The organism is Plantibacter sp. H53 (assembly GCF_001650455.1).
Classification (GTDB): Bacteria; Actinomycetota; Actinomycetes; order Actinomycetales; family Microbacteriaceae; genus Plantibacter; species Plantibacter flavus_A.
Genome location: NZ_LWCT01000018.1, coordinates 1 through 25,515 on the forward strand (window position 1 = coordinate 1; position 25,515 = coordinate 25,515).

At 69.4% G+C, this 25,515-nt stretch carries 33 protein-coding genes; 15 read left to right on the forward strand and 18 right to left on the reverse strand.

Translation table 11 applies throughout. The features are described from left to right. The first annotated feature begins 37 nt into the window (after window positions 1-37). From A4X17_RS10440 to A4X17_RS10455, 4 genes are all read left to right on the forward strand, one after another. Window positions 38-1,504, forward strand: coding sequence for an APC family permease (locus tag A4X17_RS10440; RefSeq protein ID WP_064295613.1), 1,467 nt, complete (start codon window positions 38-40; stop codon window positions 1,502-1,504). A gap of 41 nt (window positions 1,505-1,545) precedes the next feature. Then, window positions 1,546-2,286, forward strand: a complete 741-nt coding sequence (locus A4X17_RS10445) for a FadR/GntR family transcriptional regulator (protein ID WP_064295614.1) — start codon at window positions 1,546-1,548, stop codon at window positions 2,284-2,286. A gap of 88 nt (window positions 2,287-2,374) precedes the next feature. After that, window positions 2,375-3,319: a hypothetical protein gene (locus tag A4X17_RS10450; RefSeq protein ID WP_064295615.1), complete on the forward strand. Its 945-nt coding sequence runs from the start codon at window positions 2,375-2,377 to the stop codon at window positions 3,317-3,319. 124 nt (window positions 3,320-3,443) lie between these two features. Further along, entirely contained in the window at window positions 3,444-5,075 is a 1,632-nt protein-coding gene (locus A4X17_RS10455; protein ID WP_064295616.1) for a hypothetical protein, read from the forward strand. Between the two features lie 36 nt (window positions 5,076-5,111). On the opposite strand, the gene A4X17_RS10460 is transcribed toward A4X17_RS10455, so the two are convergent. The 3 genes from A4X17_RS10460 to A4X17_RS10470 form a co-directional block, all read right to left on the reverse strand. Then, a complete protein-coding gene (locus A4X17_RS10460) occupies window positions 5,112-5,438 on the reverse strand; it encodes a transcriptional regulator (RefSeq protein ID WP_064295617.1) in 327 nt (108 codons plus the stop codon). Then, entirely contained in the window at window positions 5,431-5,874 is a 444-nt protein-coding gene (locus A4X17_RS10465) for a hypothetical protein (protein WP_064295618.1), read from the reverse strand. Before A4X17_RS10465 ends, A4X17_RS10460 begins: the two co-directional genes overlap by 8 nt. A 109-nt stretch (window positions 5,875-5,983) precedes the next feature. Beyond that, window positions 5,984-6,298 (reverse strand): helix-turn-helix transcriptional regulator, encoded by a 315-nt coding sequence (locus tag A4X17_RS10470; RefSeq protein ID WP_064295619.1) that lies wholly within the window; start codon window positions 6,296-6,298, stop codon window positions 5,984-5,986. 85 nt (window positions 6,299-6,383) lie between these two features. On the opposite strand from A4X17_RS10470, the gene A4X17_RS10475 reads away from it, so the two are divergent. Then, window positions 6,384-7,433: an SDR family oxidoreductase gene (locus A4X17_RS10475; protein ID WP_064295620.1), complete on the forward strand. Its 1,050-nt coding sequence runs from the start codon at window positions 6,384-6,386 to the stop codon at window positions 7,431-7,433. 111 nt (window positions 7,434-7,544) lie between these two features. On the opposite strand, the gene A4X17_RS10480 is transcribed toward A4X17_RS10475, so the two are convergent. Then, window positions 7,545-7,796: a hypothetical protein gene (locus A4X17_RS10480; protein WP_064295621.1), complete on the reverse strand. Its 252-nt coding sequence runs from the start codon at window positions 7,794-7,796 to the stop codon at window positions 7,545-7,547. Window positions 7,797-7,872: 76 nt separating this feature from the next. Then, window positions 7,873-8,268, reverse strand: coding sequence for an SRPBCC family protein (locus A4X17_RS10485; protein ID WP_197479055.1), 396 nt, complete (start codon window positions 8,266-8,268; stop codon window positions 7,873-7,875). Between the two features lie 123 nt (window positions 8,269-8,391). On the opposite strand from A4X17_RS10485, the gene A4X17_RS10490 reads away from it, so the two are divergent. Further along, window positions 8,392-9,462: a S41 family peptidase gene (locus tag A4X17_RS10490; RefSeq protein WP_082916090.1), complete on the forward strand. Its 1,071-nt coding sequence runs from the start codon at window positions 8,392-8,394 to the stop codon at window positions 9,460-9,462. An 81-nt stretch (window positions 9,463-9,543) separates the two neighbouring features. On the opposite strand, the gene yidC is transcribed toward A4X17_RS10490, so the two are convergent. The 8 genes from yidC to A4X17_RS10530 all read right to left on the reverse strand — a co-directional run bounded on the left by yidC (window position 9,544) and on the right by A4X17_RS10530 (window position 14,579). Further along, complete coding sequence (gene yidC, locus A4X17_RS10495) at window positions 9,544-10,314, reverse strand: membrane protein insertase YidC (protein WP_064295624.1); 771 nt, start codon at window positions 10,312-10,314, stop codon at window positions 9,544-9,546. A gap of 62 nt (window positions 10,315-10,376) precedes the next feature. Next, window positions 10,377-10,691 carry a DUF6412 domain-containing protein gene (locus tag A4X17_RS10500; protein WP_064295625.1) on the reverse strand — a complete coding sequence of 105 codons (315 nt, stop codon included), beginning with the start codon at window positions 10,689-10,691 and terminating at the stop codon, window positions 10,377-10,379. A 32-nt stretch (window positions 10,692-10,723) separates the two neighbouring features. Further along, window positions 10,724-11,182, reverse strand: coding sequence for a hypothetical protein (locus tag A4X17_RS10505; RefSeq protein ID WP_064295660.1), 459 nt, complete (start codon window positions 11,180-11,182; stop codon window positions 10,724-10,726). A gap of 59 nt (window positions 11,183-11,241) precedes the next feature. After that, entirely contained in the window at window positions 11,242-11,820 is a 579-nt protein-coding gene (locus A4X17_RS10510) for an NUDIX hydrolase (RefSeq protein ID WP_064295626.1), read from the reverse strand. A 41-nt stretch (window positions 11,821-11,861) separates the two neighbouring features. Continuing rightward, entirely contained in the window at window positions 11,862-12,245 is a 384-nt protein-coding gene (locus A4X17_RS10515) for a cupin domain-containing protein (RefSeq protein ID WP_064295627.1), read from the reverse strand. An 84-nt stretch (window positions 12,246-12,329) separates the two neighbouring features. Continuing rightward, window positions 12,330-12,887: a dihydrofolate reductase family protein gene (locus tag A4X17_RS10520; protein WP_064295628.1), complete on the reverse strand. Its 558-nt coding sequence runs from the start codon at window positions 12,885-12,887 to the stop codon at window positions 12,330-12,332. Between the two features lie 85 nt (window positions 12,888-12,972). Continuing rightward, the gene (locus A4X17_RS10525; protein WP_082916092.1) at window positions 12,973-13,677 is read right to left on the reverse strand and encodes a MerR family transcriptional regulator; all 705 of its coding nucleotides are present in this window, start codon (window positions 13,675-13,677) and stop codon (window positions 12,973-12,975) included. After that, window positions 13,674-14,579 carry a CPBP family intramembrane glutamic endopeptidase gene (locus tag A4X17_RS10530; protein ID WP_064295630.1) on the reverse strand — a complete coding sequence of 302 codons (906 nt, stop codon included), beginning with the start codon at window positions 14,577-14,579 and terminating at the stop codon, window positions 13,674-13,676. Before A4X17_RS10530 ends, A4X17_RS10525 begins: the two co-directional genes overlap by 4 nt. Before the next feature lie 125 nt (window positions 14,580-14,704). Between A4X17_RS10530 and A4X17_RS10535 the strand changes: the two genes are divergently transcribed. The 3 genes from A4X17_RS10535 to A4X17_RS10545 all read left to right on the forward strand — a co-directional run bounded on the left by A4X17_RS10535 (window position 14,705) and on the right by A4X17_RS10545 (window position 16,122). Continuing rightward, window positions 14,705-14,908: a hypothetical protein gene (locus tag A4X17_RS10535; RefSeq protein ID WP_064295631.1), complete on the forward strand. Its 204-nt coding sequence runs from the start codon at window positions 14,705-14,707 to the stop codon at window positions 14,906-14,908. Between the two features lie 87 nt (window positions 14,909-14,995). After that, window positions 14,996-15,469: a GNAT family N-acetyltransferase gene (locus A4X17_RS10540; protein ID WP_064295632.1), complete on the forward strand. Its 474-nt coding sequence runs from the start codon at window positions 14,996-14,998 to the stop codon at window positions 15,467-15,469. A gap of 143 nt (window positions 15,470-15,612) precedes the next feature. After that, complete coding sequence (locus A4X17_RS10545) at window positions 15,613-16,122, forward strand: hypothetical protein (RefSeq protein ID WP_064295633.1); 510 nt, start codon at window positions 15,613-15,615, stop codon at window positions 16,120-16,122. Here A4X17_RS10545 and A4X17_RS10550 read toward each other — a convergent pair. Next, window positions 16,077-16,481: a VOC family protein gene (locus A4X17_RS10550; protein WP_064295634.1), complete on the reverse strand. Its 405-nt coding sequence runs from the start codon at window positions 16,479-16,481 to the stop codon at window positions 16,077-16,079. The two genes, A4X17_RS10545 and A4X17_RS10550, sit on opposite strands and share 46 nt — an antisense overlap. 53 nt (window positions 16,482-16,534) lie before the next feature. After that, a complete protein-coding gene (locus A4X17_RS10555; RefSeq protein ID WP_064295635.1) occupies window positions 16,535-17,023 on the reverse strand; it encodes a MarR family winged helix-turn-helix transcriptional regulator in 489 nt (162 codons plus the stop codon). A 96-nt stretch (window positions 17,024-17,119) separates the two neighbouring features. Here A4X17_RS10555 and A4X17_RS10560 point away from each other — a divergent pair, with 96 nt between their 5' ends. After that, window positions 17,120-17,911, forward strand: a complete 792-nt coding sequence (locus A4X17_RS10560; protein WP_064295636.1) for an SDR family NAD(P)-dependent oxidoreductase — start codon at window positions 17,120-17,122, stop codon at window positions 17,909-17,911. Between the two features lie 30 nt (window positions 17,912-17,941). On the opposite strand, the gene A4X17_RS10565 is transcribed toward A4X17_RS10560, so the two are convergent. Both A4X17_RS10565 and A4X17_RS10570 read right to left on the reverse strand, forming a co-directional pair. Continuing rightward, a complete protein-coding gene (locus A4X17_RS10565; protein WP_082916094.1) occupies window positions 17,942-18,571 on the reverse strand; it encodes a stage II sporulation protein M in 630 nt (209 codons plus the stop codon). A 44-nt stretch (window positions 18,572-18,615) separates the two neighbouring features. After that, window positions 18,616-19,272: a hypothetical protein gene (locus tag A4X17_RS10570; protein WP_064295638.1), complete on the reverse strand. Its 657-nt coding sequence runs from the start codon at window positions 19,270-19,272 to the stop codon at window positions 18,616-18,618. Window positions 19,273-19,400: 128 nt separating this feature from the next. Here A4X17_RS10570 and A4X17_RS10575 point away from each other — a divergent pair, with 128 nt between their 5' ends. Then, window positions 19,401-20,006, forward strand: coding sequence for a TetR/AcrR family transcriptional regulator (locus A4X17_RS10575; RefSeq protein ID WP_064295639.1), 606 nt, complete (start codon window positions 19,401-19,403; stop codon window positions 20,004-20,006). 69 nt (window positions 20,007-20,075) lie between these two features. On the opposite strand, the gene A4X17_RS10580 is transcribed toward A4X17_RS10575, so the two are convergent. Then, entirely contained in the window at window positions 20,076-20,966 is an 891-nt protein-coding gene (locus tag A4X17_RS10580; protein ID WP_064295640.1) for a MurR/RpiR family transcriptional regulator, read from the reverse strand. Window positions 20,967-21,168: 202 nt separating this feature from the next. Between A4X17_RS10580 and A4X17_RS10585 the strand changes: the two genes are divergently transcribed. The 4 genes from A4X17_RS10585 to nagB all read left to right on the forward strand — a co-directional run bounded on the left by A4X17_RS10585 (window position 21,169) and on the right by nagB (window position 25,440). Continuing rightward, the gene (locus tag A4X17_RS10585) at window positions 21,169-22,491 is read left to right on the forward strand and encodes an MFS transporter (protein ID WP_064295641.1); all 1,323 of its coding nucleotides are present in this window, start codon (window positions 21,169-21,171) and stop codon (window positions 22,489-22,491) included. Then, window positions 22,488-23,651, forward strand: a complete 1,164-nt coding sequence (locus A4X17_RS10590; RefSeq protein WP_231884357.1) for an anhydro-N-acetylmuramic acid kinase — start codon at window positions 22,488-22,490, stop codon at window positions 23,649-23,651. The genes A4X17_RS10585 and A4X17_RS10590 overlap by 4 nt, the downstream gene beginning before the upstream one ends. Window positions 23,652-23,717: 66 nt before the next feature. Further along, the gene (gene murQ, locus A4X17_RS10595; RefSeq protein ID WP_079003675.1) at window positions 23,718-24,635 is read left to right on the forward strand and encodes an N-acetylmuramic acid 6-phosphate etherase; all 918 of its coding nucleotides are present in this window, start codon (window positions 23,718-23,720) and stop codon (window positions 24,633-24,635) included. A 19-nt stretch (window positions 24,636-24,654) separates the two neighbouring features. Continuing rightward, on the forward strand, window positions 24,655-25,440 hold the full coding sequence (gene nagB, locus A4X17_RS10600; RefSeq protein WP_064295644.1) for a glucosamine-6-phosphate deaminase: 786 nt from the start codon (window positions 24,655-24,657) through the stop codon (window positions 25,438-25,440). Window positions 25,441-25,515: the final 75 nt, after the last annotated feature.

Here is a 25,515-nt window from a genome sequence, read left to right on the forward strand (position 1 = left end):
CCCTCCGAGTCCCCCGACTCCCCTGGAAAGTGACCTCATGACCGTGAACCCCATCGCCGAGCCGCGCCAGCGCCTCGACGGCCAACTCGGTACCGGCTCCATCGTCTTCATGGTGATCGCCGCAGCAGCACCACTCACCGTGATCGGCGGCAACGTCCCCATCGCGATCGGGACCGGCAACGGCGCCGGAGCGCCGGTCGGCTTCGCCCTCGCCGCCGTGATCCTCCTCGTCTTCTCCGTCGGCTTCGTCACCATGACGCCGTTCGTCCGCGAAGCCGGCGCGTTCTTCTCCTACGTGACGGCGGGACTCGGCTCGCGTCTCGGCCTCGGTTCCGCCTTCACCGCGCTCGTCGCCTACACGGCGATCCAAGTCGGCGTGTACGGCTACATGGGGTGGGCGCTCGACGACCTCGTCACGTACTTCGGCGGCCCGAGCCTGCCCTGGTGGCTGTACTCCTTCGCGACGATGGCGATCGTGGCGGTGCTCGGCTACCGACACATCGACCTGAGCGCGAAGGTGCTGGGCATCGCACTGACGCTCGAGATCCTCGTGGTCGTCGTGCTCGACGTCGTCATCTTCTCGACCGGCGGTGCGGACGGCATCGCGGTCGAGACCTTCGACCCCGCCAACATCTTCACCGGTGGGATCGGCGTCGCCGTGCTCTTCGCCCTCACCGGCTTCATCGGCTTCGAGGCGACCGCGGTCTTCCGGGACGAGGCGCGCAACCCGGAACGCACCATCCCGCGAGCCACGTACCTGGCCGTCGTCATCATCGGCGTGTTCTACGCCATCTCCTGCTGGGCGCTCGTGACGGGCGTCGGCGCAGGGAACGCCGTCGCGATCGCCCAGCAGACGCTCGCCGGCGAGGGCAACCTCCTACTCGACACGACGACGACCTACCTCGGCCCGATCATGCGTGATGTCGTCCAGGTGCTGCTCATTACGAGCCTGTTCGCGTGCGTGCTGTCCTTCCACAACGTCATCGCGCGTTACCAGTTCACGCTGGCGCAGAAGTCGGTGCTGCCCGCCCGCCTCGGCAGGCGTCACCCCGCACACCACTCCCCGTCGACCTCCTCCATCGTGCAGACGGTGACGGCGGCCATCGTCCTCGCCGCGCTCGCCCTCGCCGGCCTCGACCCGCTCGTCGGGGTCTTCGGATCCATGGCCGGGGTGGCGACCGTCGGGATGGTCCTGCTCATGCTGACGACCTCGATCGCCGTCCTCGTGTTCTTCGCGCGCCGACCCGAGCTCGTCGCCGGCCGCACCTGGGGTGCGCGGGTGTTCCCGATCCTCGCGGTGGTGGGACTCGCTTTCGCGCTGTGGCTGGTGCTGTCGAACTTCACGCTCGTCACCGGCGGAAGCGTCACCGTGAGTGTCGTGCTCGCCCTCATCCCCGTGGTCGCCATGCTGATCGGTATCGTGGCGGGGAAGCGGTTCCCGCTGGACGCCGAGCCGGACGGCGCGGTGAGCGAGGCGACCGCCGACCAGCCGACGGCCGGCTGAGCCAGGGTCGCGGAGTCGATCAGCGACGAGACGGGGGTGCCATGGATCTGGGTTCGCCCTCGCTCGGAGCCATTCGACGCACGACGGCCGTCGACACCGTCCGCGCGCGCATCTCGCTGGCGCTGGAGCTCGGGATGCTGGTGCCCGGCCAACGGCTCCCGGCACCAGAGGAAGCGGCCCGTGCGTTCGGGGTCAGCGAGATGTCGGTGCGGCGTGCCTATCGGGCGCTGAGCGACGAGGGCGTCGTCGTGCGGCGGCAGGGCAACACGGGTGGCACGTTCATCTCGGATGCACCCGCGGTGGGCACCGTTCCCGAGATCGCCGCCTACCGCGAGGACGCCGTCCACGTGCACGCGCTCATCGACCAGCGCGCGACGCTCGAAGCCGGGCTGGCGGCGCGGGCTGCGGCTGCACCGGTGGCGTCCTCCCTGCGTCGACTCGACGACCTCGTGGCGACCATGCGGACCGAGCCGGACTGGAGCCGGTTCCGCGAGGCGGATGCGGCGTTCCACGCCGAGCTGGCGATGTCGGCGGGCGTGCCGGGCGCGGCCGACCTCCATGACCGCGTGTCCCGTGAGCTGTACTCCTACTTCATCCCCTATCGGATCGAGTACCTGCGCGCGTCGAACGAGGAGCACGCTCAGCTCGTCGAGGCGCTCCGCGTCGGCGATGCGGCAGCCGCGAGCCGCCTGGCCTTCGACCACGTCGCAGAGCTCCACCGCTCGATGTACGTCGGCCTCGCGGGCGTCGGCTCTGCCGAGAGTGCGCAAAACGCTCCCTGAATCGCAATGAGCCGACGGAATGCGCACTCTCGGTGGAGGGTGTGGACAATGGGAGCAGAGATCCCCACGGGATCGGGAGGATGGGTCGGTGCCCCGCCATCGCCCGCTCCCGCCACGGCTCCACGGCACGGCGTTCGCGGTCGGTGACCGAGCGCTGCACGGCCAGACCAGCGGGAGACTGCGTGGCGTCGATCTCGACGCTCCGTTCTGGGGCGTGCGCTCGGTCGACGTCGATCTGGGGGACGTCTTCGGACGCTGCGCAGCGTTCTCCCCTCGGCTCCGACCAGGGTGGGTGTTCAGCCATCTCACTGCGGCGGAACTCCTGGGTGCCTCGCTGCCGAACTCTTGCACGCACGACGCGGACCTCCACATCGGCGCGCTTCACGGCGTACAGCCTGCGCGTGGCCGAGGGGTCGTCGGTCACCGGCTCGCCGAGACGACCCGCACGACCCAGATCCGAGGCTTCACCCTCACCGCGCCGGCCGACACCTTCGCGCTTCTCGCGACGATGCTCGAGCTTCCGGACCTCGTCGCGGTCGGTGATTTCCTCGTGTCGGGGTCGCGATCACGAGGTGGCTCGCGTGTCGACGTGCGCACAACGATCGACGAACTCACGGCCGCCGTGGCCGCTTACGGCTCTCGACGCTCGGCTCGGGTTCTCCGCGACGCCCTTCCGCTGGTCCGCGTCGGCGTCGACTCCCGACCTGAGACACACCTGCGGCTCGCGCTCATCGACGCGGGCATCCCCGAGCCGAGCGTCAATCCACCCGTGCAGGTGGACGGAGGCACTGCGGTACTCCATCCGGATCTCGCCGAACCGCGCCTCCGCATCGCGTATGAATACGAAGGCGACCTGCACCGAACCGACCAGCAGCGATTTCGAACCGACATCGTTCGCAGGGAGCGGTTCGAGGCGGCCGGGTGGCGGGTCGTCCGCGTCACTGCGCACGACCTCTTCGTCGACCGCGCATCATTCATCGCTCGGGTCCAGCGGCTTCGGGGGCTCGTCGAAAGTGCTCATTCCGCTCGCTGAGGCCGCCTGAGAGCGCAGAACGAGCACCCTCGGCGAGGCGTCAAGGCCGGGCCCGGAAATCCGACATGCGCCGTACTAAGGCATAGTGGGGACGGGTTCACCCCCGCCGCGAAGGAGTGAGAGCATGATCGACAAGGCCTCGATACAGGACTTCCCGCCGATGACGGCATCGCTGCTGGCGGACAATTCCGGCGTGTTCCGCGTCGGCACCGCCGAGCAGTACCTGACCGCCACCGACGCGGGAACGGCCCGCCGCCAGCTCGTCGAACTGATGCAGGCGGAGGCCCGGAAGGCGGGTCGACCGATCCGTGTGACGGTGACCGACCCGACGAGCGTCACCGTGCTCCTCATCGGTGTCGACGGCGAACTGCAGGAGGAACCGCAGTCAGCAGCGCCCGCGCGCACCGCGCAGCGGGCCACGCCACCGCCCGCAGCCGCGCAACGAGTGCCGCTCATCCAGGCGCCACCGCCCACGCCCTCCCAGCCGACACCCGCACGCCCGACCCCTGTTCAACCGCAGACACCGCCCCGCGCCGCACCCGCCCAGCCGTCGACACCTGCGCCGGTTTCGGCGCAGCCCGCGCCGCCGGTCTCCGGCAACCCGCAGTCGACCACGACGCCGCAGCCCGTCCCGCCACAGCGCCCGACCGTGCAGCAACCCGCGTTCGACCCACCGCCGTTCCAGCCGATCTCGAACCAGCCGAACGCGCAGCAGGCGCCCGTACCCGCGCAGCGCGCGGTCCCGGCACAGCAGTCGGTGCAGGCGCCGCCGTCCGCGCCCGCGCAGCAGCAGCCCCCGGTTCCGCAGCAGCAGGCTCCCGGCCAGCCGGCCGCCCCGGCTCGCCGCGATCTGCGCGATGCACCCTCGTTCCTCGCGCCGCCCACGATCGGCCCGGCGCAGCACGGGCTCGCCGGCCTGCTCAACAAGCTCGGCTTCTCGGTGCCGCCGTCGGCGACCGAGCGGGCCGAGCGTGACGACGTCCACGCCGTGTCACGCCACTTCCCGAGGCGTCGCACCATCTCCGTCGCGAATCAGAAGGGCGGCGCCAACAAGACGCCGACCGTCGTCAACCTGTCTTCCGTCTTCGCCCGGTACGGCGGTGGCGGTGTCGCAGCCTGGGACAACAACGAGACCATGGGCACGCTCGGCTGGCGGACCGAGCAGGGCGGCCACGATTCGACCGTCCTCGACCTGCTCGCCGCGGCGGGCGACCTCCTCTCCCCCGGCGCCGAGCGAGCCGACCTGTCGCGGTTCGTCCACCACCAGCCCGGCGACAAGTACGAGGTCCTGCGATCCGCGGCCGACGGCGAGCACGTGGTGACCGCCGACGAGGTCGACCTCGTCCATCGCGTCCTCGCGAAGTACTACCGCCTGATCGTCATGGACTCCGGTAACTCGGCCGGAGCACCCAACTGGCGGCGCATGGTGGAGCTGACCGATCAGCTCGTCATCCCGACCACGACCGTCGAGGACAAGAAGGAGGGCGCGCGACTCACCCTCACCGCCGTCAGCCGGGTGAGCGAGCGCGGTGCCGAACTCGCTCGCAACGCCGTCGTCATCGTCTCCGAGGCCGAGGCCAAGGACACCTCGATCGCAAACGCCTACGCCGAGGACTTCCGCCCCTACGTGCGCGACGTCGTCGTCGTGCCCTTCGATCCCGCGTTGAAGAACGGCGTCATCCGACACGACGCCCTCAGGTCGAGCACGCAGCGGGCGTGGCTCGCAGCGGCTGCCGCGGTGTCGCGCGGACTCTGACCGGCACGGGCGCTGGTCGTCGACCGTCCAGGTCAATCACCCTCGGGCGTGCTGCACGATCGCGGTCAGGGCGTCGAGGTAGGCCTCGAAGGCAGCTCGCCCTTGCGCCGTGAGGGCGATGCGGCGGCCACGGCGGTCCGTGTCACTCTTCCCGATCTCGATCACCCCGGCGTCTGCGAGCGCCGAGAGGTGCTTCGAGAGGGCCGACTTGCTGACACCGGTGATGCGCAGGAGCGAGGCGAAGTCGGCGTACTCGGCGGGAGCGAGCGCGGACAGTAGCGCGAGGCGCGCGGGCTCGTGGAAGAGCGGGTTCAGCGCGGGACGGGTGACGGCGGCTTCGGTCGCCGCATCGTCATCACGCATCGCCGGTCCGCGGCCGCCCGCCGACGGATGGACCGCCGGACGCGAGGCGGATGAGCGCCGGCAAGCAGGCTGCGAAGACCAACACGGCTGCGGCGAGCGCCGAGACGGTGTTCGGGGCCACGAGGTCTGCGGACCGCGCGGCCCACTGGACGAGGACGTACACGGCCGCGACGGCGACACCACTCATCGTGAGGAGCAGTGTGCCGACGCGATCCGACCAGTCGAGGCGCAGCTTGAGCGGTCGACTGACGGACAACGCCACGAATCCCAGGGCGACCAGGCCGAGGAGCCACAGCATGTCGAGGTCGACGACCACCCCGAGAGCGATGACGAGCACCGCGGTGATGACCGCCGTGCCGAGGGCTCCCTGCCGGGCAGCGCTGCGGGAGGCGTCTCGTGCGGCGTTCAAACGATCCTGCGCGTCGTCGTGGTTCATGATGGACCTCCAGTCGTTGCGTCTGAAGAAACTATCAGATCGTTGCCTGAAGCGAAACTATTTGGTCGACGTCCCTCAGTTCCTCCGGCGTCCAGCTCGCCGCGCAGGTCTAGACGGCGAGCGACACCTGCCGACCGAGCGCTTCGATCGCGGCCTCGTCGCGCTGGTAGTGCGACCACTGGCCGATCCGGGTGCACGTCACGAGGCCGGCGCGCTGGAGCGTGGCCATGAACTGCGAGGCGGTCGACTGCGACACTTCGGCCCTCGCCTGGATGTGCTTGAGACACACGCCGACCTCGGCCGTCGGCTGATCCTGCGGCGGGAACGACTCCGGATCCTTCAACCACCCCAGGATCGCAAGGCGAGTCGGATGCCCGAGCGCCTTGAAGATCGCCACCAGGTCCAACTCGTCAGCGTTCGTCATCCGTCAATCATATCGCAATATCGCGATTCCACGATGTTGTGCAACACTGTGGATCGGTAAATCGCGATCTAACGATGGAGATGTCATGACGCAGCACACAGCACTGGTGGTCGGCGCCCGCGGGGTGATCGGCGGGAACCTGATCACCCACCTCGAGGGGCTCGGCTGGGACGTGGTCGGGTTGTCCCGCCGCGGCGGCACCGACCGGGGATCCGTCAGGCACCTCGCGGTGGATCTGCTCGACCGCGACGCGACCATCCGCCGGTTGCGGGGCCTGTCCGAGATCACGCACATCTTCTACGCCGCGTACCAGGACCGCCCCAGCTGGGCAGAGCTCGTCGCGCCGAACCTCGCGATGCTCACGAACGTCGTCGACGCCGTCGAACCCGTCGCGCCGGGCCTCGAACACATCAGCCTGATGCAGGGCTACAAGGTCTACGGCGCACATCTGGGGCCCTTCGCGACACCCGCGAAGGAGTCCGACCCGCCGCACATGCCGCCGGAGTTCAACGTCGATCAGCAGCAGTTCCTCGAGCGCCGCCAAACCGGGGTCAGCTGGTCATGGTCGGCGTTGCGGCCGTCGGTCGTCGCCGGGATCGGCCTGGGCAACCCGATGAACCTGGCGATGGTCATCGCCGTCTACGCGTCCATGAGCAAGGAGCTCGGCATCCCGCTGCGGTTCCCCGGCAAGCCCGGCGCGTACACGAGCCTGATCGAGATGACGGACGCCGACCTCCTCGCGAAGGCCACGGTGTGGGCGGCGACCACGGAGCACGCCCGCAACGAGGCGTTCAACATCACGAACGGCGACCTGTTCCGGTGGTCGTCGATGTGGCCGAAGATCGCCGCTTTCTTCGACCTCGACGTCGCGCCGCCACTCGAGATGAGCCTCTCCGAGGTGATGGCCGACAAGGAAGCCCTGTGGAACGCGATGGTCGAGCGGCACGGCCTCGCGCCCACCAGCTACGCCGAGGTGTCGTCGTGGGCGTTCGGTGACTTCGTCTTCGCGTGGGACTACGACGTCATCGCCGACACGTCGAAGTCGCGCCGGGCCGGGTTCCACGAGTACGTCGAGACCGAGGCGATGTTCCTCGGCATCTTCCAGGACCTGCGAGAGCAGCGACTCATCCCGTAAGCGTCGGAGCCCGGCTACTGCTCGAAGGCGATGTCGAGGGATCGAGAGGAGGAGACGTCCCCTCGAGCCCGAACACCGGCCCACCGGTGAGCTGGACGGCGACGCCCTGCTTCATCGACGAATGCCGGCGGTAGCGCCGTGTTCCCGCTCGAACGCCTGCTGCGTCCGACGCGAAGCCACTACCCGCCGGATGCCGAAGCACGCCCAGACGGTCCAGAACACCGCCATCGCCCAGCTGAGCGGGGCGCCTGCGGCTGCGAACCAGACGGAGCCGACCACGAAGAGCAGACCGACCGTGATCATCACCCAGCCGACGGTGCGCTCACGTTCGAAGGCGAGCCGTTGCTGCACGAGCGAGTCCATGGGAGGACGCTATCGCGAGATCCGGAACGACGGCGCACCAACCGACGAGACCGCGGCCAGGTCAAACGGGTGCCGATCACTCATGCCCGGTGAGCCGACGATCGAGGCGCTCGAGGTCCGCCTCGACCATGGCGACGTCACGCGCGAACGCGTCGTCGTCCAGCTCGATCTGTCGGACCGTGAAGACCACCTCGGCACCCTCCGGATGGGCCAGCACGCGGACCGGGTTCGTCACGACGGTCCCCGACGGCAGGGTGACGTCGTGGTCGAGGACGCCGAAGCGGTTGCGCTCGACGAATCGGACCTCCACCCGACCCATCGGCGACTCGACGAACAGCGAGTCCCCCTCACGGACCACCTCGGCCTGCGCGAGACCGGCCGCCCACCGCGGAAGGTTGTCGATGTCGGACGCGTACTCGTAGACGGCTTCCGGCGAAGCGCCGATGACCCGGCTCACGTGGTGACTTCTCATGACCGCATCCTGCCACCTCGGTGCGGGGTCCATCGGCCACGTCCCGCCCGCGGATGATGCTCCGCGGGCGGGATCGTCCTGCGGGCTGACGACTCGACCGTTGACGATTCGTAGCCTGGAGTCATGCCCGGCAACACCCGCAGTCGCTCGTCCTCTCCATCACCGTCCCCCATGGACCGGCGACGTCGGCGGCGCCGGCGTCGCCTCATCGCGGCCGTCGTCGCGGCATCACTCCTCGCGCTAGTGGTCGGCGGCGCCGTCGTCGCCACGCCGCTCCTGCGGTCGTACGGGATCTACCTCGTCCCGCCGTCACCGCAGACCTATGCGGAGGTCGCGCTGGATGCGATGCGGCGGGGTGTCGACGCGACGCCGGACCGCTACAAGCAGGTGCGGGAGCGGGCTCTGGCCTCCGTCGCGGACGCCTCCGACTACGCCGACACCTACGGGCCGCTCACCAAGGCGGCGGCCGAGCTGGGCGGCCCCCACACCACCTTCAACGATCCTGCGTCCGCGGCCGAACTGTTCGGCCCGTCGTCGGGATCGAAGGCGGAGAACGAACTGCTCACCGTCACGAGCGCTGACGGCGTGACGACCATCCGCCTCCCAACGCTCATCGGTGGCGGCTCCGGAACGGACTCCTTCGGCCAGCGGTACATCGATACGGCCGTCGAGGCGATCACCGCCGCCGCACCCGACACGTCGGCGTGGGTGGTCGACCTGCGGGACAACCACGGCGGCAACGTGTGGCCCATGCTGGCCGCCATGGCACCGCTACTCGATGACGGGACCGTCGAGACCTTCGAGTCCGTCGACGGGTCGACGGTGGTATCCGTGGACGGCGGGACCGTCTCCTCTAACGGCACACGACAGGGTGCGGCGACGACACCGCAGCCGAAGGTGCACGGGCCGATCGCCGTGGTCATCGACGGGATGACCGGCAGCTCCGCCGAGGCGGTCGCCATCGCCTTCATCGGCCAGTCGGACGTGCACGTGTTCGGACAGCCGAGCTACGGCTTCAGCACGGCCAACCAGCCGGTCCGCCTCTACGACGGTGCGGTCGTCAATCTGACCGTGGCCGTCGACACCGACCGTACCGGCAAGCGCTACGGCGTCCCGATCGTGCCCGACACCGCCGTCGAGGACGCCACGCAGCTGCCGACAGCCATCAGCACATGGCTCGCGAACCGCGGCTGAACACCTCGTTCATCGAGAGTGCTCGTTCTCCTGTTCCGCGCCCGATCAGCGGGCAGAACGAGCACTCTCGATCGAATGCGCTCAGACCGCGGGTGCGAACGGGTCGCGGAGCGTGCGGCGGAGGACCGCCCGCTCAGCGACCGTCCACAGCGCGCTCGTCGCGAGGTAGACGGCGGCCGCGAACGGGACGATGGCCGCGAAGCCGACCGAGAGGAACGGGAGCCAGCGCATGATGGGTGCGATCGCGCCGGCGCCGGCGGGAGCGGGCGTCCGCAATGCGGCAGTTTCGTCGGGTACGGCCGTCCAACGCGCACTCGCGCGCCTCGTGAGTTCGATCGCGAGGGCGAGGAGCAGCAGGACGACGAGGAACGGCCAGATCGCCGTGACCGTGGTGCCGATCAGCTGGAACAGGTTCGAGCCGAGCGGGACACCCCCGACCACGGCAGAGAGCAGCGTGTTGGCGTGACCGGCGATGTCCTGGTGGACGAACAACGCGTACACCGCGGAGACGACCGGAGCCTGCGCGAGGAGCGGCAGGCAGCCCGCGACCGGCGAGGTGCCGTGCCGCTGGTAGAGCTCGACGAGCGCGCGGTTCAGTTCCTCGGGGCGTCCGGCGTAGCGCTTCCGCAGGGCTGCGAGTTCCGGGGCGAGGCGACGCCTGGTGCGTTCGGCGCGGACCTGCGAGACACCGACCGGCAGCAGGAGTAGCCGGACGAGCACGGTGAGGACGACGACGGCGAGGAGCGGTGCCCACGAGCCGACAAGCGGTTCGAGGACGGTGCCGGTCGCTGCGACGAACCCGGCGAGGCCGTCGAGGATGGTGGAGACGAACGGGATGGTGGAGAGGTCCATGGGTGGGTCCTTCGATCGAGAACGGGAGAGGATCGTTCGACCGCCGTGGACCACCGGGAGCGCTACTGCACGCTGAACCCGGTCGTTCTGACGGTCACGATGGCCCTTCCGGGTGCTCGGGACCGGACGTGCCCCGGTGCGTCGGGGTTGTTGTGCGTGACCAGCACGCGCAGGTTCTCGACCTCGCGCAGCTCGACCGGACCGGTGCGTGGCCGGAGCGTCACCCGCACCTGCAGAATGACGGCGATGAGGACCGCCGCCGCGGAAACGGCCCCAATGAACCCGAACACCATGAGGGCGGGGATCACGACGTTGCCGCTGCCCCCTGCTCCCAGCAGCGCGAACGTCCGCGCCACGAGTTCGAGCAGACCGACCATGCTCCGACGCTAGCAGCTCCCTCGAAGTCGACTCAGTTCACCAACGGGTACCAGTGTCGGTCGCGCAGCTGAAGCTCGTCGTCGTCGAGACGCACCCACGTGCCGTCAGTGATCGGGGCCGCGTCCGAAGCCCACACGCCGAAGTGGGCGAGCGGGGCCGACCACTCGTATCCGTCATTCGGCGCTTCGACGACGTTGCGCACGGCGCCGACGAACTGCATGGTCAGGTGCTCGCCGGTGATGCGCTTCGCCAGCTCACGGACGGTCGCGGTGCCGTCGGGGTCATCGCGTGCGGCCTCGAGCATCGGCAGATCGAGGCGAGCCGTGCCCTGCCTCGGCACGCAGAACACCCGGTCGGAGTCGCGCAGGAGCAGGCGCACGACCGACATCGGCCGGGGTGGCGTCGTCCGGCGGACCACCTCGGCCCGGCCTCCAGGAGGCAGCCACGGCGCGTCATGCGTCACGTGGACGAGCGTCTCGTCTTCGTTCACGCCGCGAGCGTACCTGAACCCAGGGAGCAGGCCATCCCCGGACGACGTGCGCAACGAGGTCATAACTCGCTTGCCGCTCCGAGCGGCGGGAGGACGCCCTGGGCGGCCGCCACGGCTCGGGCGACGATGAGCGGCGGGTCGACGATCGTTCCGGAGGCGATCAGCGCGTCGAGCTCGGGCACCGGGATCCGCACGGGCCGCACCTGCTCCGCGGGATCCGACAGGTCCACCAGGCCGGAACGGATGCCTCGAGTCGAGATGAACAGGTGTGTCGGCCAGGACGCCCGCCCCGGGTTCATGAAGAAGGTGTGCAGCGGTCGGAGATCGTCCGGAACGATGCCGAGCTCCTCTTGGAGCTCACGCCGGGCGGCCTCGAGCGGGGCTTCGTCCGTTCGACCGGCACCACCCGGCAGGTCGTGGATCCAGCGGTCTAGCGGGTATCGGTACTGCCGGGCGAGGAGCACGTCGCCGCCGTCGATGATCAGGGAGGCGACGGAGAAGGGAACGCTCTCGTCGACGAGGTACTCCGACCGCGACCCGTCCGGCAATCGGACCTCGTGATCGACCAAGGTGACCCGGCCTCGGTGGACCGTCGTCCTTCCGAGGGTGGTCCAATGCGATTCATCCGGAACAGGCATCCGCCCACCCTACGGTCGAGCGGCGTCCGGCGATCGTGTCCTCAGCGGAAGTCGCCCAGCTGGCGCTCGACGGGCACCGTGCCCTCGACGATCACGTCGCCGGTGTGCGCAGTCGTGACGGTCTCGATCAAGACGATCTCGACCTCCTCGTCGGCGATGGGATTGTGCTGCACGCCCCGCGGCACGACGAAGAACTGGCCCGGCGTAAGCACGACCTCCTCATCGTCGGGGAGCTGGATGCGGAGCGTGCCGGAGACGACGAGGAACATCTCGTCCTCGTTCGCGTGGTCGTGCCAGACCAACTGGCCGAGGAGCTTCGCGACCTTCACGTATTGATCGTTGACCCGCCCGACCACTCGAGGCGTCCAATGGGCCTCGACCTGGCGGAGTTCGGCGGCGATGTCGATTCCGTGGAGAGCGTTCATGTGTCCATCCTCTCCCGGCTGGAGTGCGTATGCGGACGTCCCTCTTCAGCAGGGGCATCGAGCATGGGCGATCTGGCGACGACGTCAGACGGGTCGGTATCGCATGGCGACCGCGCCCGAGCGGAGCTCCCGGCGGTCCACGAGTTCGAGCTCGATGCGCTCGCGCAGCCCGGCGAGCAGGGTCGGGCCGCGTCCGGTGAGCACCGGCTGCACGAGGAACTCGTACTCGTCGATCAGTCCCAGGTCCGCCAGCGCGAGCGGCAGCGTCACCCCACCCACCCACAGGCCCTCGCCCGGTTCCTGCTTGAGCCGCCGAACCTCCTCCTCGAGGTCGCCACGGACCAGCTCCGCCTTCCAGCCGGGATCACTCAACGTGCTCGAGACCACGTGCTTCTCCGCCCGGTCGATGGCCTCCGCGAAGGGGACCTGCCACGGCTCGACCCAGTCCGGCCAGGTGCCGGAGGCCGGTCTCCGCCAGGCCGACTCCATCATCTCGTAGGTCACCCTGCCGAACAGGAGGGCGTCCGCCCGCGCCAGCTGCGCGGTCCAGTACTGCATCGACTCCTCGTCGGGCGGGAGTCCCGCCTCGTGATGGCAGCACCCGTCGAGCGTCACGTTGATCGAGTATCGGAGTGGTCTCATCGCACTGCGCTCCCTCACGGATCGACGGTCTCCCGACGCTGGGAACCCGTCTTGCCAGCGAACCACGTCGCTGATCGGATGTCGATCACAGGTGTCTCGTCGCCCGCCGAACCACCGCCAGCTGCTTCGAGGTGAGCTGCCTGCTCACGTGGTCGTCGAGGGAGTCGGCGGCCCCGCGGCTGAGCCGGGGTGTGTCGGAGGTGCGCTGGAAGCGGCCGAACACCGCCGCCAGACCGTCCGCCACGGCGTCGACCACCTCCTCGGGGGCGTCGTCAGCGAGACCGAAGAGGGCCGCGGTGAGGTCGGTGAGCTGCACGAGTGTGGGCGCGTCGATCTTGTCGAGCTCGGCCAGCGTCTTCCGGTCGAGGAACAGCTCGACCAGGACGGAGGCGTCCCGCTCGGTTTGGACGGATCGCGGCGAGAGGTCCTGCCGTCGGCCGAGGGCGTCGAGGTAGCGCTGCGCGTACGCAGGGGTGTCCACGTGCGTCCCGTGTTCGCGCAGCGCGGCGATCATGTCCCGCCGCGCCTGGAGCTCCTCGATCTGCTGCGCGTACTGCTCGTCCAGCCGTGTGAGTTCGTCCTCGACGTCGGCCGTCGGATCGATGCGGGCGAGCGGCACGCCGAGATCCGCGAGTCGTCTCACGCGCAGCACTCGGACGAGGTCGGAGGCTGCGTAGTCCCGGTAGCCGTTCGCGGAGCGCTCAGGTTCGGGTAGCAGACCGATCTGGTGGTAGTGACGGAGCGTGCGCACCGAGACGCCGGCCAAACGGGCGAGGTCACTGCTCCTCACACTGCCACCTCCTCTCGCCGCCGCGCGGGTGCCGTCAGCCACGGCGCCAGCTTCCACAGTACGCAGGTCACCGTCGCCACGAGCAGCATCGGCACCAGCACGATCGGGCCGGTCGGCGTCGACACCGTCGCCAACTCCCCGGCGAGGACGACCGGCACGAGCAGCAGTGTGTTGTTCGCCGCGTGGATGAGGATCGGGACCTCGAGACCACCGGTGCGTTCGGCGAGGACCGCGAAGCCGATCCCCATCACGACGTAGTACGCGACACCCCACGGATCGGTCGCCCCGTGGATCAGCCCGAACTGCAGCGCGGTCACGGCGGTGGCGACCGCCAACGACACGACCGGGCGAGCGAATCGCGCCCCGATCGCCCGGAAGATCAGGCCCCGGAACAGGTACTCCTCGCCGGCCGACTGCAGCGGGATGGTCACGAGCGCGACCACGCAGAGCACGAGATTGACCGTCGTCCACTTCGGAAGTCCGGTGCCGAGCAACGGCTGCATGATCACCGCGTAGGCGACCCACACCGGCAGCACGACGACTGAGGCTCGCGCGAGAAGCATCCACCGGAAGCGGCCTGTCACCGAGGTCAACGCTCCGGGCGAGGCGCCGTACACGAGTTTGTGGAGCACCATGCTGACGGGGATGAGCAGCGCGACGAGGACGTTGCCCGCCGCCCAGAAGCCGACCGTGAAGGACGGGTTCGCCGGGTCGAACGGGGTGATGCCGATCAGTCGGTCCGCTGCTTGGCCGACCGGGATCGCGGCGACACCGAGCACCACCACGAGCGTGAGAATGCCACTCACGGCGGCCACGAGTGTGCGCCAGAGCTGTGGGCGATGCCGCAAGCCCTGTACGTAGCCGGAGAGGTGAGATGGAGTGTTCGACGATGAGTCGGTCATGGGAGTTCCTTCGCTGAGGGGACGGACACCCCTAGCGAAAACCATGACGTCACGTCGGAGTCAAGCGCCGTCCACATCAGAGCCGGGAGCCTTACCCGCTACGAGCACCCGGATACAGTGACGGTATGAAGAGCACCGGAGCCGCACCGTGGGTCCGACTCGGCTTCCTCGCCATCCTCGCGCTGATCTTGGGTTTCAACCCATCGATGCCACTGCCGCTGAAACTCGTCGCGCTGTCGCTGGTGGTCCTCAATCTCGTGTTGACGCTCCTCAAGTGGCGCGCCGCCCGGCAGCGTCGATCGCTGCCCGAGGACGGCGATCCCTCGTAGGCTGCAGGCCCTCCACCGATTCCACGGGAACCACCGCACCTGCGCACGGTGCGATCATCGTCGCGTGCCCCTGCCAGACTGGCGTCGATGATCATCCGCACTGAACGAACCACCCTCGAACCGATCTCACCGGCGCTCGCGCGACGCATCGTCGAACGCGACGAGCGTGACGGTGACGCCTGGCACCCGGAGTATCCCTTCGCCGATGAGCTCGGCCCGCTCCGCGGTCTCGCGGAATCGACCGACAGCGACCCGATCTTCACGATTTACCTCATCCGTGATGCCGACGGTTCGGCCGTCGGTGGACTCGGCTTCTTCGGGCCGCCCGACAGCGACGGTCGCGTCGAGTTCGGCTACGGTCTCGTTCCCGCCGCTCGCGGGGTCGGACTCGCGACGGAAGCGGTCGTCGGCGCGCTGTCGTTCGCCGCAGCGCACGGCGCCGAACGGGCGGCCGCTGAGACCGACGTTACGAACGTCGCATCACAGCGGGTCCTCCTGAAGGCGGGACTCGCGGAGACCGGACGCACGACCACGACGGTGTCGTTCGCGCGCGAGCTCTGACAGGAGATGCAAGCCATGGTCGAGGCCTGATGGCTCCACTCGCCCGAGCGGAACGTGAGGAGACCGTCGGGGTTCCGGGGATCGACGTATGGATCCCGTGAGGACCGGGGCTCGCGCGGGTGGCGAGGCGTAGACCGGAGGTCATGACCCTCACGACGATCCTGCCTTCACTCCGCCGGAGCATCCCGGACCCGTTCGTTCCCGACCGCTGGCCGGCACACACCCACCTCAGCACCACGGACGTGATCGTCGACGACGTTCCGATGCTGCGCCTGGCCGAACAGTGCGGAACCCCGTGCGTCCATTCGGCGGCAGCGGTGATCCCCGGCACGGGCGGGTGCCCGTCCCCCGCCGCACTCACCTCCGTGGTCGTCATGGCCGTCGTCGCTGCGAGGTCCGGCGAGGACGGCCATCACCTCACCCTCGACGCCTGCCTCTCAGACGTCGAACCGTGCTGGTGGGAACTCCGGCTCATCGGGCGAGCGTCGACGACGCACACGGTGTCGTTCCGCATCGGCAGCGAGGCCGGAATCGAGCAGCGCGTGCTGCTCCCCCGCGACCTCGCGCCCGGCGACCTGCTCGCCGTGCCGTGTCGCGGCGAGGTCGCTCAGTCGGTCGGCTCGGCGTCAGGCTTCATCCAGAACGGCGAGTAGTGGTACCCGTCGGGGTCGTCGAACTGGCGCTGGTACATGAACGGGTAGTCGTCGGTGTCGCCGATCCGTCCACCTGCGGCGCCGGCCCGCTCCACGAGCTCGTCGACCGCCTCGCGGCTCCCGAGGTCGAAGGAGACCGTGACCTTCGAGGGCGTGTCGGGTCCACCGATCAGCTCCTCAGTGCCGCCGACGCTCGCGTACATCTCCCGGCTGCCGAGCATGACGTACTGCTCGGGCGCGATCTCGAAGCAGGACACCTGGTCGGTGGACATCGCGGCGTTGCGGGTCCAGCCGAGGGCGTTGTAGAAGGCGGTAGCGCGGTCGACGCTCTCGACCGGACACGTGATGAAGAGGCTCATGCGGTCAAGCTACGCCCGGCGTGAGCGGGTCCACAAGGACGTTCTTCCGAGGTTCACTCGGACGGCGCCCATGGCACGGTCGGGTCGATCGCCGTCGCGATCTTCGCGCTGATGTCGGCCAGTTGCCGCACCTGCGCCTGGGTGAGCGAGCCGAAGACGAGCTCCTCGACCAGGGCGTGGTGCGCGGGCGTGGACCGCGCGACGTGGGCGTGCCCGTCGTCGGTGAGCACCGCGAGGGTGAACCGACCGTCGGTCGGATCGACCTCGCGTCGCACCCAGCCGTGCTTCTCCAGTCGCGAGATCGCGCGGGAGAGCCGGGAGAGTGTGCTGCTCGCGTACCCGGCGAGGGTGCTCATCCGGAGCATGCGGTCCGGGGCGGTGTCGAGCGCGAAGAGCAGCCCGTGCTCGTAGTGGCTCAGCCCGCTGTCGCGCTGCAGCTGGGCGTCGAGGGCGGCGGGGAGTCGCTCGAGCAGGGTGGCGACGGAGGCCCAGGCCGCAAGCCGATCACCGCTGAGGCCGGGACGTTCGGCGGGATCGGTCATGGGGCAAGCCTATTCGACTTGCTTGAGCAAGTGAACCAGCCTAGGGTAACTTGCCTGAGCAAGTGAATCGGCGCATCGCCGACAGAGGGAGATGACATGGACCTACAACTCCGAGGCAAGACGGCCTTCATCAGCGGATCGACCGGTGGCATCGGCGCAGCCATCGCCCGGACGCTCGCCGCGGAGGGCACACGGGTCATCGTGAACGGGCGCTCCGAGCAGGCGGTGCAGAATGCGGTCGCCGCACTTCGGCGCATGCACCCCGACGTCGGCCACGACGGGATCGTCGCGGACTTCGCCGATCCGGCCTCCGTCGAGCGACTGCTCGGCGACCTCGGCGCCGTCGACATCCTGGTGAACAACGTGGGCCAGTTCGGTCTCGCGCAGTTCGAGTCCGTCTCGGACGACGACTGGGCCCACATCCTCGAGGTCAACCTGATGAGCGGCGTCCGGCTGTCCCGGCACATCCTGCCAGGCATGTTGGATCGCGGCTGGGGGCGCATCCTGTTCGTCAGCAGCGAGTCCGGCGTGAACATCCCCGCCGACATGATCCACTACGGCGTCACGAAGGCGGCGATGATCGCCCTCGGCAACGGACTCGCGAAGCGGACCCGTGGCACCGCCGTGACGGTGAACACGATCCTCGGCGGCCCGACCTACTCCGACAGCGTCGCCGCGACGATCGAATCCATCGCCGCCACCCAGTCCGCTCCCGTCGAGGCGGTGAAGGCCTCGATCATCGGTCGCAACCACACCACGCTGCTGGAACGCTTCATCGAGCCCGAGGAGATCGCCTCGCTGGCGACCTACCTCGCGAGCCCATTGGCGTCGGCGACGAATGGTGCGGCCCTGCGTGCGGACGGCGGAGTGCTGACCGGGATGCTCTAGCGATAGGGCGCGCCGGGCGCTCTGCGACGATCACGCCAACCACTGGCCGAGCGGATGGACCAGGTAGCGCAACGAGTAGGCCTCCCAGATCGCCCCGATGACCAGGAGGGCCAGCGCCGGCGGGGCGAGCACACCGATCCGCCGCAGCCCCTGCAGGTACCCCTGACGGTGGCGCACCACTCCGGCGAGCGCCGTCGGCCGGAGCCAGAACATGCCGTGCAGGTACACACCGAGCAGCAGAAGGATGTACGCCTGGAGCTCGATGACGAGCGTGAGCGAGTGCGGGATGAGCGCCACCCATCCGTCGGCGGTCAGGGGCACGAGCGTGATCCCGGTCTGGACCGCCCAGAACCCGAAGGCTACGAGCCCTGCGAACGGGACGACGACGGACGGCAGCACGATGGTGAGCAGACTCAGTCGGAGGACGTTGACCGCGAGGATCATCAGCGCGAACAGCGGCGGCGTGTCCACGAGCTGCGTGACGAGCGCGGCGGTGCCGTCCTCGACCATGGCCGACTCCCGAGCACGCGTGAGGTCGGGGAAGGCGAGACCGATGAGGAAACCGGCGAGCGTCAGCCCATACGCGAGGGCGTTGAGGACGAGGTAGGCACGTCGATTCTCGCTGATGACCAGGAACGGTCGGAGTACTGGTGCGCGCATGCTGCTCCTCGGTCGGTTCGATCGGCTGGACGGGCGCGGCGACATCAGGTCCCCGCTCCGCTGTCGAGCAGCCAGTGGTAACGGAGGCGGGAGGCTCGCTCGATCGCGCCGAGCGCCGCCCCCACCCCGAGGGCGATGTTCAGCCACGGGTCGAGGTGCAGCGGTGACTCGAAGGTGCCGAGAGTGTCGGCGATCGGCGGGATCTGCGAGATCGGTTCCGCGATCTGTAGTGCGTTCAAACCGACGCCGACGAGCAGGAGGACGATCGACAGCGCGCCGAGGACGGAGCTCGCGACGGGGTGTCGCCGAGCGAGTTGCAGGCGTCGCCCTTCCGCTGACCGCGGGTCCGGCGCGAGCTGCTGTTCGGAGCCGTCGTCGGCGAGGAAATGGCAACGACGGAGACCGGATTCGCTCACCCGGACTTCGATGTGCCCACCGTGCACGGCGAATCGCGCCGGCACCCGGGAGACCAGATGGAGGGCGCCATCCCGGTAGAGCCTCGCCCTGACGACACCGTCCGACGCATCACCTCCGTGACGGACATCGACCGTGTGCGCAACGGCTCGGCCGTCGGGTTCGTGCAGGGTGATGGACATCACCGACCGGGTGGTCATCTGCCACCAGCGCAACGGCTTCAACGCGCTGCCATCACCGGCCTTCGCTCGGCGCGTCCACCGACGCTCCCGCCAGCTCTGTTCCATCCGTCACGCTCCTCTCCACACCGACCGGCGCCCGTCGGGTCACCTCGACACAGCCATCTCTAGTACAGTGTGATAATCGAGGGACACGCTAGCACGCTGTACTAGAACTGGGAAGAGGGCCCCTGCGCATGACCGAACCGGCAGGCTCCGATACGCGATCCAAGATCCTCATCGCTGCGGCGACGATGCTCGGCGAAGACCCGACCGCGCGGCTGAGCGTCCGTGCCGTGGCGACCAAGGCAGGTGTCAGCACCGGGTCTCTCCGGCACTTCTTCCCGACGCAGCAGGTCCTGCTCGACACCGTCATCGAGGGGCTCCAGACGCTCGACATCCCCGACGACCCCATGGCCGACGCGACGAAGGCGCCGGCCGAACGCTTGCAGGCATGCCTCCAACTCCTGCTCTCCGCGGTCGGCACCGGCGCCAGTGCGCGACAGAACTGGACCGCGCTCCACGACGCCTACGTCGCGTCACCCACACCCGAGGAGTCCGCCCAGACCTTCCTCGCGATGGAGCGGCTCGCCGTCAGCCGCGTGGACCGGTGGCTCGCCCAGCTCCACGAGGAGGACGCCCTCATCGACGGCGATCGAGAGCAGCAGTCGCGTTTCCTGCTCTCGGTCGTGAACGGCCTGTCGCTCGAGCGCGCCTTCCCCGGCGCGCGCGCACGACTCGGGTTCGAGAGCTCGTCCCTCCGCCTCGCGGTCACCGCCGTCCTGCGCGCGGACGCCTCGTAGCGGCCGGGAGCCTCTCCGACGACAACGGCCGAGCCGTTCCACGAGCGCCGAGCAGGGTCGGCGGGGGCATCACTCGGAGGAGCGACGCTCCCGTACCGCGTCGAAGGTCCGCTGCAACGCACCGATGGACGCTTCGGAGTCGACCTGGGCGACACCGATGAAGAGACAGTCGACGACCATCAGCTGTGCGATCCGACTGCCGAGCGCTCCCGAGCGGAATGCCGTCTCCCGTGCGGACGTCTGGAGGACGATGTCCGCACTGGTCGCCAGGGTGGACTCCGCGTGGTTCGTGATCGCGATGGTCGTCGCGCCGGAGCGGGCCGCGAGCCGGAGATAGTCGACGGTGTCCGCGGTCGCGCCGGAGTGCGAGATCGCGACGGCGACCGCCTGCTCGTCGAGGATCGCCGCGGCGGTCCAGGCGGCATGCGGGTCGGGCCATTCGAGCGCCACCCGTCCGATCCGCGAGAGTTTCCGCTGCAGGTCGACGGCGACGATGGAGCTCGCCCCGACACCGAAGATGTCGACCCGGCGAGCGCCGGCGACCGCGGCCACGGCGCGCGTGAGGGCTGCCGTGTCGAGCGCCTGTGCGGTGTCGGCGATCGAGAGCGACTCGTTCGCGGCGACCTTCGCGACGATGTCGTCGAGGCTGTCGCCGGCGACGATGTCGGGCGACTGCACATTGGTCCCGGCGAGCGCGAGCCGTTCGCGGAGGTTCTCCTCGGTCAGGTCGTGGCGGAAATCCTTGAAGCGGTCGTAGCCGATCTTGCGCGTGAAGCGCACGACCGTCGTCGTCGAGGTCGAGGCCTCCTCCGCGATCTCGGCGACCGACCGCGTCGCGAAGGCGCCCGGGTCGGCGAGCAGCGATTCGGCGATCCGCCGCTCGGAGGGACGGAGTTCGTCGAGGCGGGCGCGCACCTCGGTGGACACCGCCCGTGATGTCCGGTGGACGTCGGCTCCCATCGGTGCTCCTCTCGACCGTGAACACTGTACCGTCGGCACCCACCGGCGGGATGTATGGAAATTACCATCCATCGTCAAACTGTGTATGTTTGTTGCAACGACTCGCGACCGGTGCCCTCCTCAGGTGCGGACTGGCCGACACGTATAGCGGAGTACCGCGGGTACTGCCGGCATGCACGATCCAGGAACCAAGGGAGGTCCCGTGACCAGCTCCACACCACGCAGCGACGTGATCAGCAGCACTGCCCGACGCCGGGCCATCGTCGCCGGCAGCGTCGGCAACTTCATCGAGTGGTATGAGTTCGGGATCTACGGGTTCCTCGCCACGATCCTCGCCGCACAGTTCTTCAGCGACGGCCAACAGACCGGTATCGAGTCGCTCATCGCGACCTACGCGTCCTTCGCGATCGCCTTCTTCTTCCGCCCGGTCGGGGCTGCGCTCTTCGGCCGCATCGGCGACCGGATCGGCCGCAAACCGACGCTCATCCTCGTCCTGGTCATGATGTCCGGGGCGACCGCCCTCATCGGCATCCTCCCGACGTACGCCTCGATCGGCGTCGCGGCGCCCATCCTGCTCACGATCGTGCGCATCCTGCAGGGCCTCTCCGCCGGCGGTGAGTTCGGCGGCGCCGTCTCGGTCATGACCGAGTTCGCCCCGGCCGGGAAGCGTGGCTTCTACGGATCGTGGCAGTCGTTCACGGTCGCACTCGGACTCCTCGGCGGCGCCGGCACCGTCGCGCTGCTGGCATCCCTGCTGTCCGAAGCCGACCTGGCGGCGTGGGGCTGGCGGATCGCCTTCCTGCTCGCCATCCCCCTCGGCGCGGTCGCCCTGTTCCTCCGCTTGAAGCTCGAGGAGACGCCGGAGTTCCAGAAGGTCGCCACCGCCGACACCACCAAGGTCGCCGAGCCGGTCGTCCGCGCGGGTGCCGCAGAGACCGCAAAGGCGATCCTCCTGGGGATCGGACGCCTGATGGGCTGGTCCGCCGCCGGGTACACCTTCCTCGTCGTCATGCCCTCCTACCTCCAGAGCAGCCTCAACGCCTCGTTCCAGGAAGCACTGATCTCCACGGTGCTCGCGAACGCCGGCTTCGCCGCGACGATCCTCCCGGCCGGCTGGCTGTCCGACAGGATCGGTCGGCGTTGGGTGATGCTCACCGGCACCGGTCTCATCGTGATCCTGGCGCTGCCCCTGCTCAACGTGCTGCAGAACCCGGACCTCGGCGTCGGTGTCCACGGCCTCGCCGTGTTCGTCGCCGGAGCGGTCGTCGGCCTGATCGCAGGCCCGGGCCCCGCCATGCTCGCCGAGATGTTCCCCACCTCCGTGCGATACACCGGTCTCGGACTGTCCTACTCGATCTCGAACGCCGTCTTCTCGGGCAGCGCCGGCCTCATCATCACGTCGCTGATCGCCTCGACCGGCAACGTCGACGTCCCGGCCTACTACGTGATGGCGACCTGCCTGGTGAGCGCGATCGCCATCGGCACGCTCCGCGGGAACGCCCACCGGGCGGAGCTGCGCAAGTGAGCCGCCCGATGCGCGTCATCGGCCTCATGTCCGGCACCTCGCACGACGCGATCGACGCCGCCGCAGCCGAGATCGGCGTGGACGGCGACACGCTCGTCGTCCGCCCGCTCGGGATGATCACCGCCGGGTACGACCCGGAACTGCGAACCGCGATCACCGCAGCCCTGCCGCCGGCGACCACCAGTGTCGACGACGTCTGCCGGCTGGACACGCGGATCGGGCAGGCCTTCGCCGATCTCGCGGTCCGAGCTGTCGCGGAACTCTGCGACGGGGAGGCCGACCTGATCGTCTCCCACGGCCAGACGATGTACCACTGGGTCGAGGACGACCGGGTCGAGGGCACGCTCCAGCTCGGCCAGCCGGCCTGGATCGCCGAACGCACGGGCTGCACCGTCGTCGCCGACCTGCGTTCGCGTGATGTCGCGGCCGGCGGGCAGGGTGCTCCGCTCGTGAGCATGATCGACGCGCTCTGGCTGGGTGGCGAGACCACTGCGGCCGTCAACCTCGGCGGCATCGCCAACGCCACCATCGTGCGGCCGGGCCACGACCCGATCGCCTTCGACAGCGGACCGGCGAACGCGCTCATCGACGCCGTCGTCGCCGAGCACACCGGCGGCGCCCGGCAGTTCGACGCCGACGGCGAGCTCGCCGCGCGTGGCACCGTCGACGAGGAGACGCTCGACCTCCTCCTGCGCGAGCCGTACTACCAGCGCCCCGCGCCGAAGTCGACGGGCAAGGAACTGTTCCACCTCGACTACCTCCGCGAGCAGCTCGCCGGCCGTCCGACGCTTCCGATCGAGGACCTCGTCGCGACCCTCACCGAGCTGACCGCACGGACCGTCGCCGACGCCGTCCGTGGGGTGGAGCGCGTCATCCTCGCCGGCGGAGGGGTGCGCAATCCTCAGCTCGTCGCGCGCATCCGGGCCGCACTCCCCGAGGCCGACGTCGTCAGCAGCGACGACGCGGGCCTCCCCTCCGACGCGAAGGAGGCGCTCGCCTTCGCCGTCCTCGGCTTCCTGACGGTGAACGGCCAGGCCGGATCCCTCCCCTCGGCCACCGGCGCCTCGCACGGCAGCGTTCTGGGCGCGATCGTCCCGGGACGCTCGCTCCCCGCGCGGACGCTCGACGGGCCGCCTCGCTCGCTGCGGTTCGAAGCATGACCGTCGACAGCCCCACGGACCACCACGACGGCGTCAGCCCGTCCGACCCAGAACGGAGGGCCGTTCGTGCCTGAAGCATCGAGTACTTTGGCAGCGCTCTCCACCGAGGGACGCAACCCGCGCACGGTCGACCTCGACACGCTGGACACGCTCCGGCTGCTCGAGGTGATCAACGACGAGGACCGACTCGTCGCCGACGCGGTCCGAGCGGAACTGCCGAGCATCGCGCGCGCCGTGGAACGCATCACGGAAGCTCGCCGGCAGGGTGGGCGACTCGTCTACCTCGGTGCGGGGACGAGCGGCCGGATCGGACTGCTCGACGCGGTCGAGTGCCCGCCGACCTTCGGCACCGACCCCTCCGAGGTGCTGGGGCTCATCGCCGGGGGCGAGCACGCCTTCGTCGTCGCCGTCGAGGGTGCCGAGGACGACCTCGAGCTCGGCGCATCGGAACTCATCGCGGCCGACCTCCGCCCCACGGACGTCGTCGTCGGTCTCGCGGCCAGTGGTCGCACCCCGTACGTCATCGGCGGCCTGCGCTACGCACGCCATCTGGGCGCGGGGACGATCGCGGTGTCCTGCAACCGGAACGCCCGGATCAGCGCCGAGGCGGACATCGCCATCGAGGTGATGACCGGCCCCGAGGCGCTCACCGGTTCGACCCGGCTGAAGGCCGGCACCGCGCAGAAGCTCGTCTGCAACATGCTGTCCACCGCGTCCATGGTGCGCTCGGGCAAGGTCTTCTCCAATCTCATGGTCGACGTGAAGCCGACCAACGAGAAGCTCGTCGACCGCGCACAGCGCATCGTCGCGGACGCCACCGGTGTCGAGCGGTCGCTCGCCGACGCCGCCCTGGAGCAGGCCGGCGCACACGCCAAGACCGCCGTCGTCATGCTCCTCGCCGACGTGGACGCGGCGACGGCCGCCCGGCTGCTCGAGTCGCACGACGGCGACGTCCGCTCGGCCGTTGCTGCGGCGAGCGCCTGAGTAGGAACGAAAGGACACCGTGGAGATCATCATCCTTCCCGACGCCGCCGAGGTCGGTCGCGTCGCCGGCGCGAAGATCGCGTCGATCGTCGCCGGGCGGCCCCAGGCCGTCATCGGCCTGGCGACCGGGTCCAGCCCGCAGGGCATCTACAAGGAGCTGGCCCGTCGCGTGCAGGCGGGCTCGCTGTCGTTCGCCGAGGCCCGCGGCTTCGCGCTGGACGAGTACGTGGGCATCCCGGCCGACCACCCCGAGTCGTACGCCAGCGTGATCACGCGCGAGGTCGTCGCCCCGCTCGGCTTCGAACCCTCGCGCGTCCGTGTCCCGGACGGTCGCGCCGCAGACCTCGCGGCCGCCGCGAAGGAGTACGACCGGGCCATCGCCGAGGCCGGCGGCATCGACGTGCAGATCCTCGGCATCGGATCGAACGGGCACATCGGGTTCAACGAGCCCACGTCGTCGTTCGCGTCACGCACGCGCATCAAGACCCTCGCGCCGAAGACCCGCCAGGACAACGCCCGCTTCTTCGACTCGCCCGACCAGGTGCCGACCCACTGCATGACGCAGGGGCTCGGCACCATCCTCGAGGCGCGCGAGCTCGTGCTGGTCGCCCAGGGCGCTGGGAAGGCCGATGCCGTCGCGGCCGCCGTCGAAGGACCGCTCAGCGCGTTCGTCCCCGGGTCGGCGCTCCAGTTGCACGAGCACGCGACCGTCGTCATCGACGAAGCGGCGGCATCAGGGCTGCGGTTGTCGGACTACTATCGCTACACCTACGACAACCGGCCGGACTGGCAACGCTTCGAATGAATCGGCCGGGCGATGGCCGACGACGCCCCATCCTCTGAGGCGTCCGGCCACCGCAGCCGCACCCGAGCACCCCGC

Coding starts and splice junctions, on each gene's coding strand:
- A4X17_RS10490 (WP_082916090.1), top strand. CDS start 8,392: ATGCCCGGCAACACCCGCAGTCGCTCGTCCTCTCCATCACCGTCCCCC.
- A4X17_RS10560 (WP_064295636.1), top strand. CDS start 17,120: ATGGACCTACAACTCCGAGGCAAGACGGCCTTCATCAGCGGATCGACC.
- A4X17_RS10550 (WP_064295634.1), bottom strand. CDS start 16,481: ATGAGCCTCTTCATCACGTGTCCGGTCGAGAGCGTCGACCGCGCTACC.
- A4X17_RS10545 (WP_064295633.1), top strand. CDS start 15,613: ATGACCCTCACGACGATCCTGCCTTCACTCCGCCGGAGCATCCCGGAC.
- A4X17_RS10455 (WP_064295616.1), top strand. CDS start 3,444: ATGATCGACAAGGCCTCGATACAGGACTTCCCGCCGATGACGGCATCG.
- A4X17_RS10470 (WP_064295619.1), bottom strand. CDS start 6,298: ATGACGAACGCTGACGAGTTGGACCTGGTGGCGATCTTCAAGGCGCTC.
- A4X17_RS10510 (WP_064295626.1), bottom strand. CDS start 11,820: ATGCCTGTTCCGGATGAATCGCATTGGACCACCCTCGGAAGGACGACG.
- A4X17_RS10515 (WP_064295627.1), bottom strand. CDS start 12,245: ATGAACGCTCTCCACGGAATCGACATCGCCGCCGAACTCCGCCAGGTC.
- A4X17_RS10475 (WP_064295620.1), top strand. CDS start 6,384: ATGACGCAGCACACAGCACTGGTGGTCGGCGCCCGCGGGGTGATCGGC.
- A4X17_RS10540 (WP_064295632.1), top strand. CDS start 14,996: ATGATCATCCGCACTGAACGAACCACCCTCGAACCGATCTCACCGGCG.
- A4X17_RS10570 (WP_064295638.1), bottom strand. CDS start 19,272: ATGGAACAGAGCTGGCGGGAGCGTCGGTGGACGCGCCGAGCGAAGGCC.
- A4X17_RS10555 (WP_064295635.1), bottom strand. CDS start 17,023: ATGACCGATCCCGCCGAACGTCCCGGCCTCAGCGGTGATCGGCTTGCG.
- yidC (WP_064295624.1), bottom strand. CDS start 10,314: ATGGACCTCTCCACCATCCCGTTCGTCTCCACCATCCTCGACGGCCTC.
- A4X17_RS10465 (WP_064295618.1), bottom strand. CDS start 5,874: ATGAACCACGACGACGCGCAGGATCGTTTGAACGCCGCACGAGACGCC.
- A4X17_RS10520 (WP_064295628.1), bottom strand. CDS start 12,887: ATGAGACCACTCCGATACTCGATCAACGTGACGCTCGACGGGTGCTGC.
- A4X17_RS10500 (WP_064295625.1), bottom strand. CDS start 10,691: ATGGTCGGTCTGCTCGAACTCGTGGCGCGGACGTTCGCGCTGCTGGGA.
- A4X17_RS10440 (WP_064295613.1), top strand. CDS start 38: ATGACCGTGAACCCCATCGCCGAGCCGCGCCAGCGCCTCGACGGCCAA.
- A4X17_RS10485 (WP_197479055.1), bottom strand. CDS start 8,268: ATGAGAAGTCACCACGTGAGCCGGGTCATCGGCGCTTCGCCGGAAGCC.
- A4X17_RS10530 (WP_064295630.1), bottom strand. CDS start 14,579: ATGACCGACTCATCGTCGAACACTCCATCTCACCTCTCCGGCTACGTA.
- A4X17_RS10460 (WP_064295617.1), bottom strand. CDS start 5,438: ATGCGTGATGACGATGCGGCGACCGAAGCCGCCGTCACCCGTCCCGCG.
- A4X17_RS10445 (WP_064295614.1), top strand. CDS start 1,546: ATGGATCTGGGTTCGCCCTCGCTCGGAGCCATTCGACGCACGACGGCC.
- A4X17_RS10575 (WP_064295639.1), top strand. CDS start 19,401: ATGACCGAACCGGCAGGCTCCGATACGCGATCCAAGATCCTCATCGCT.
- A4X17_RS10580 (WP_064295640.1), bottom strand. CDS start 20,966: ATGGGAGCCGACGTCCACCGGACATCACGGGCGGTGTCCACCGAGGTG.
- A4X17_RS10480 (WP_064295621.1), bottom strand. CDS start 7,796: ATGGACTCGCTCGTGCAGCAACGGCTCGCCTTCGAACGTGAGCGCACC.
- A4X17_RS10535 (WP_064295631.1), top strand. CDS start 14,705: ATGAAGAGCACCGGAGCCGCACCGTGGGTCCGACTCGGCTTCCTCGCC.
- A4X17_RS10565 (WP_082916094.1), bottom strand. CDS start 18,571: ATGCGCGCACCAGTACTCCGACCGTTCCTGGTCATCAGCGAGAATCGA.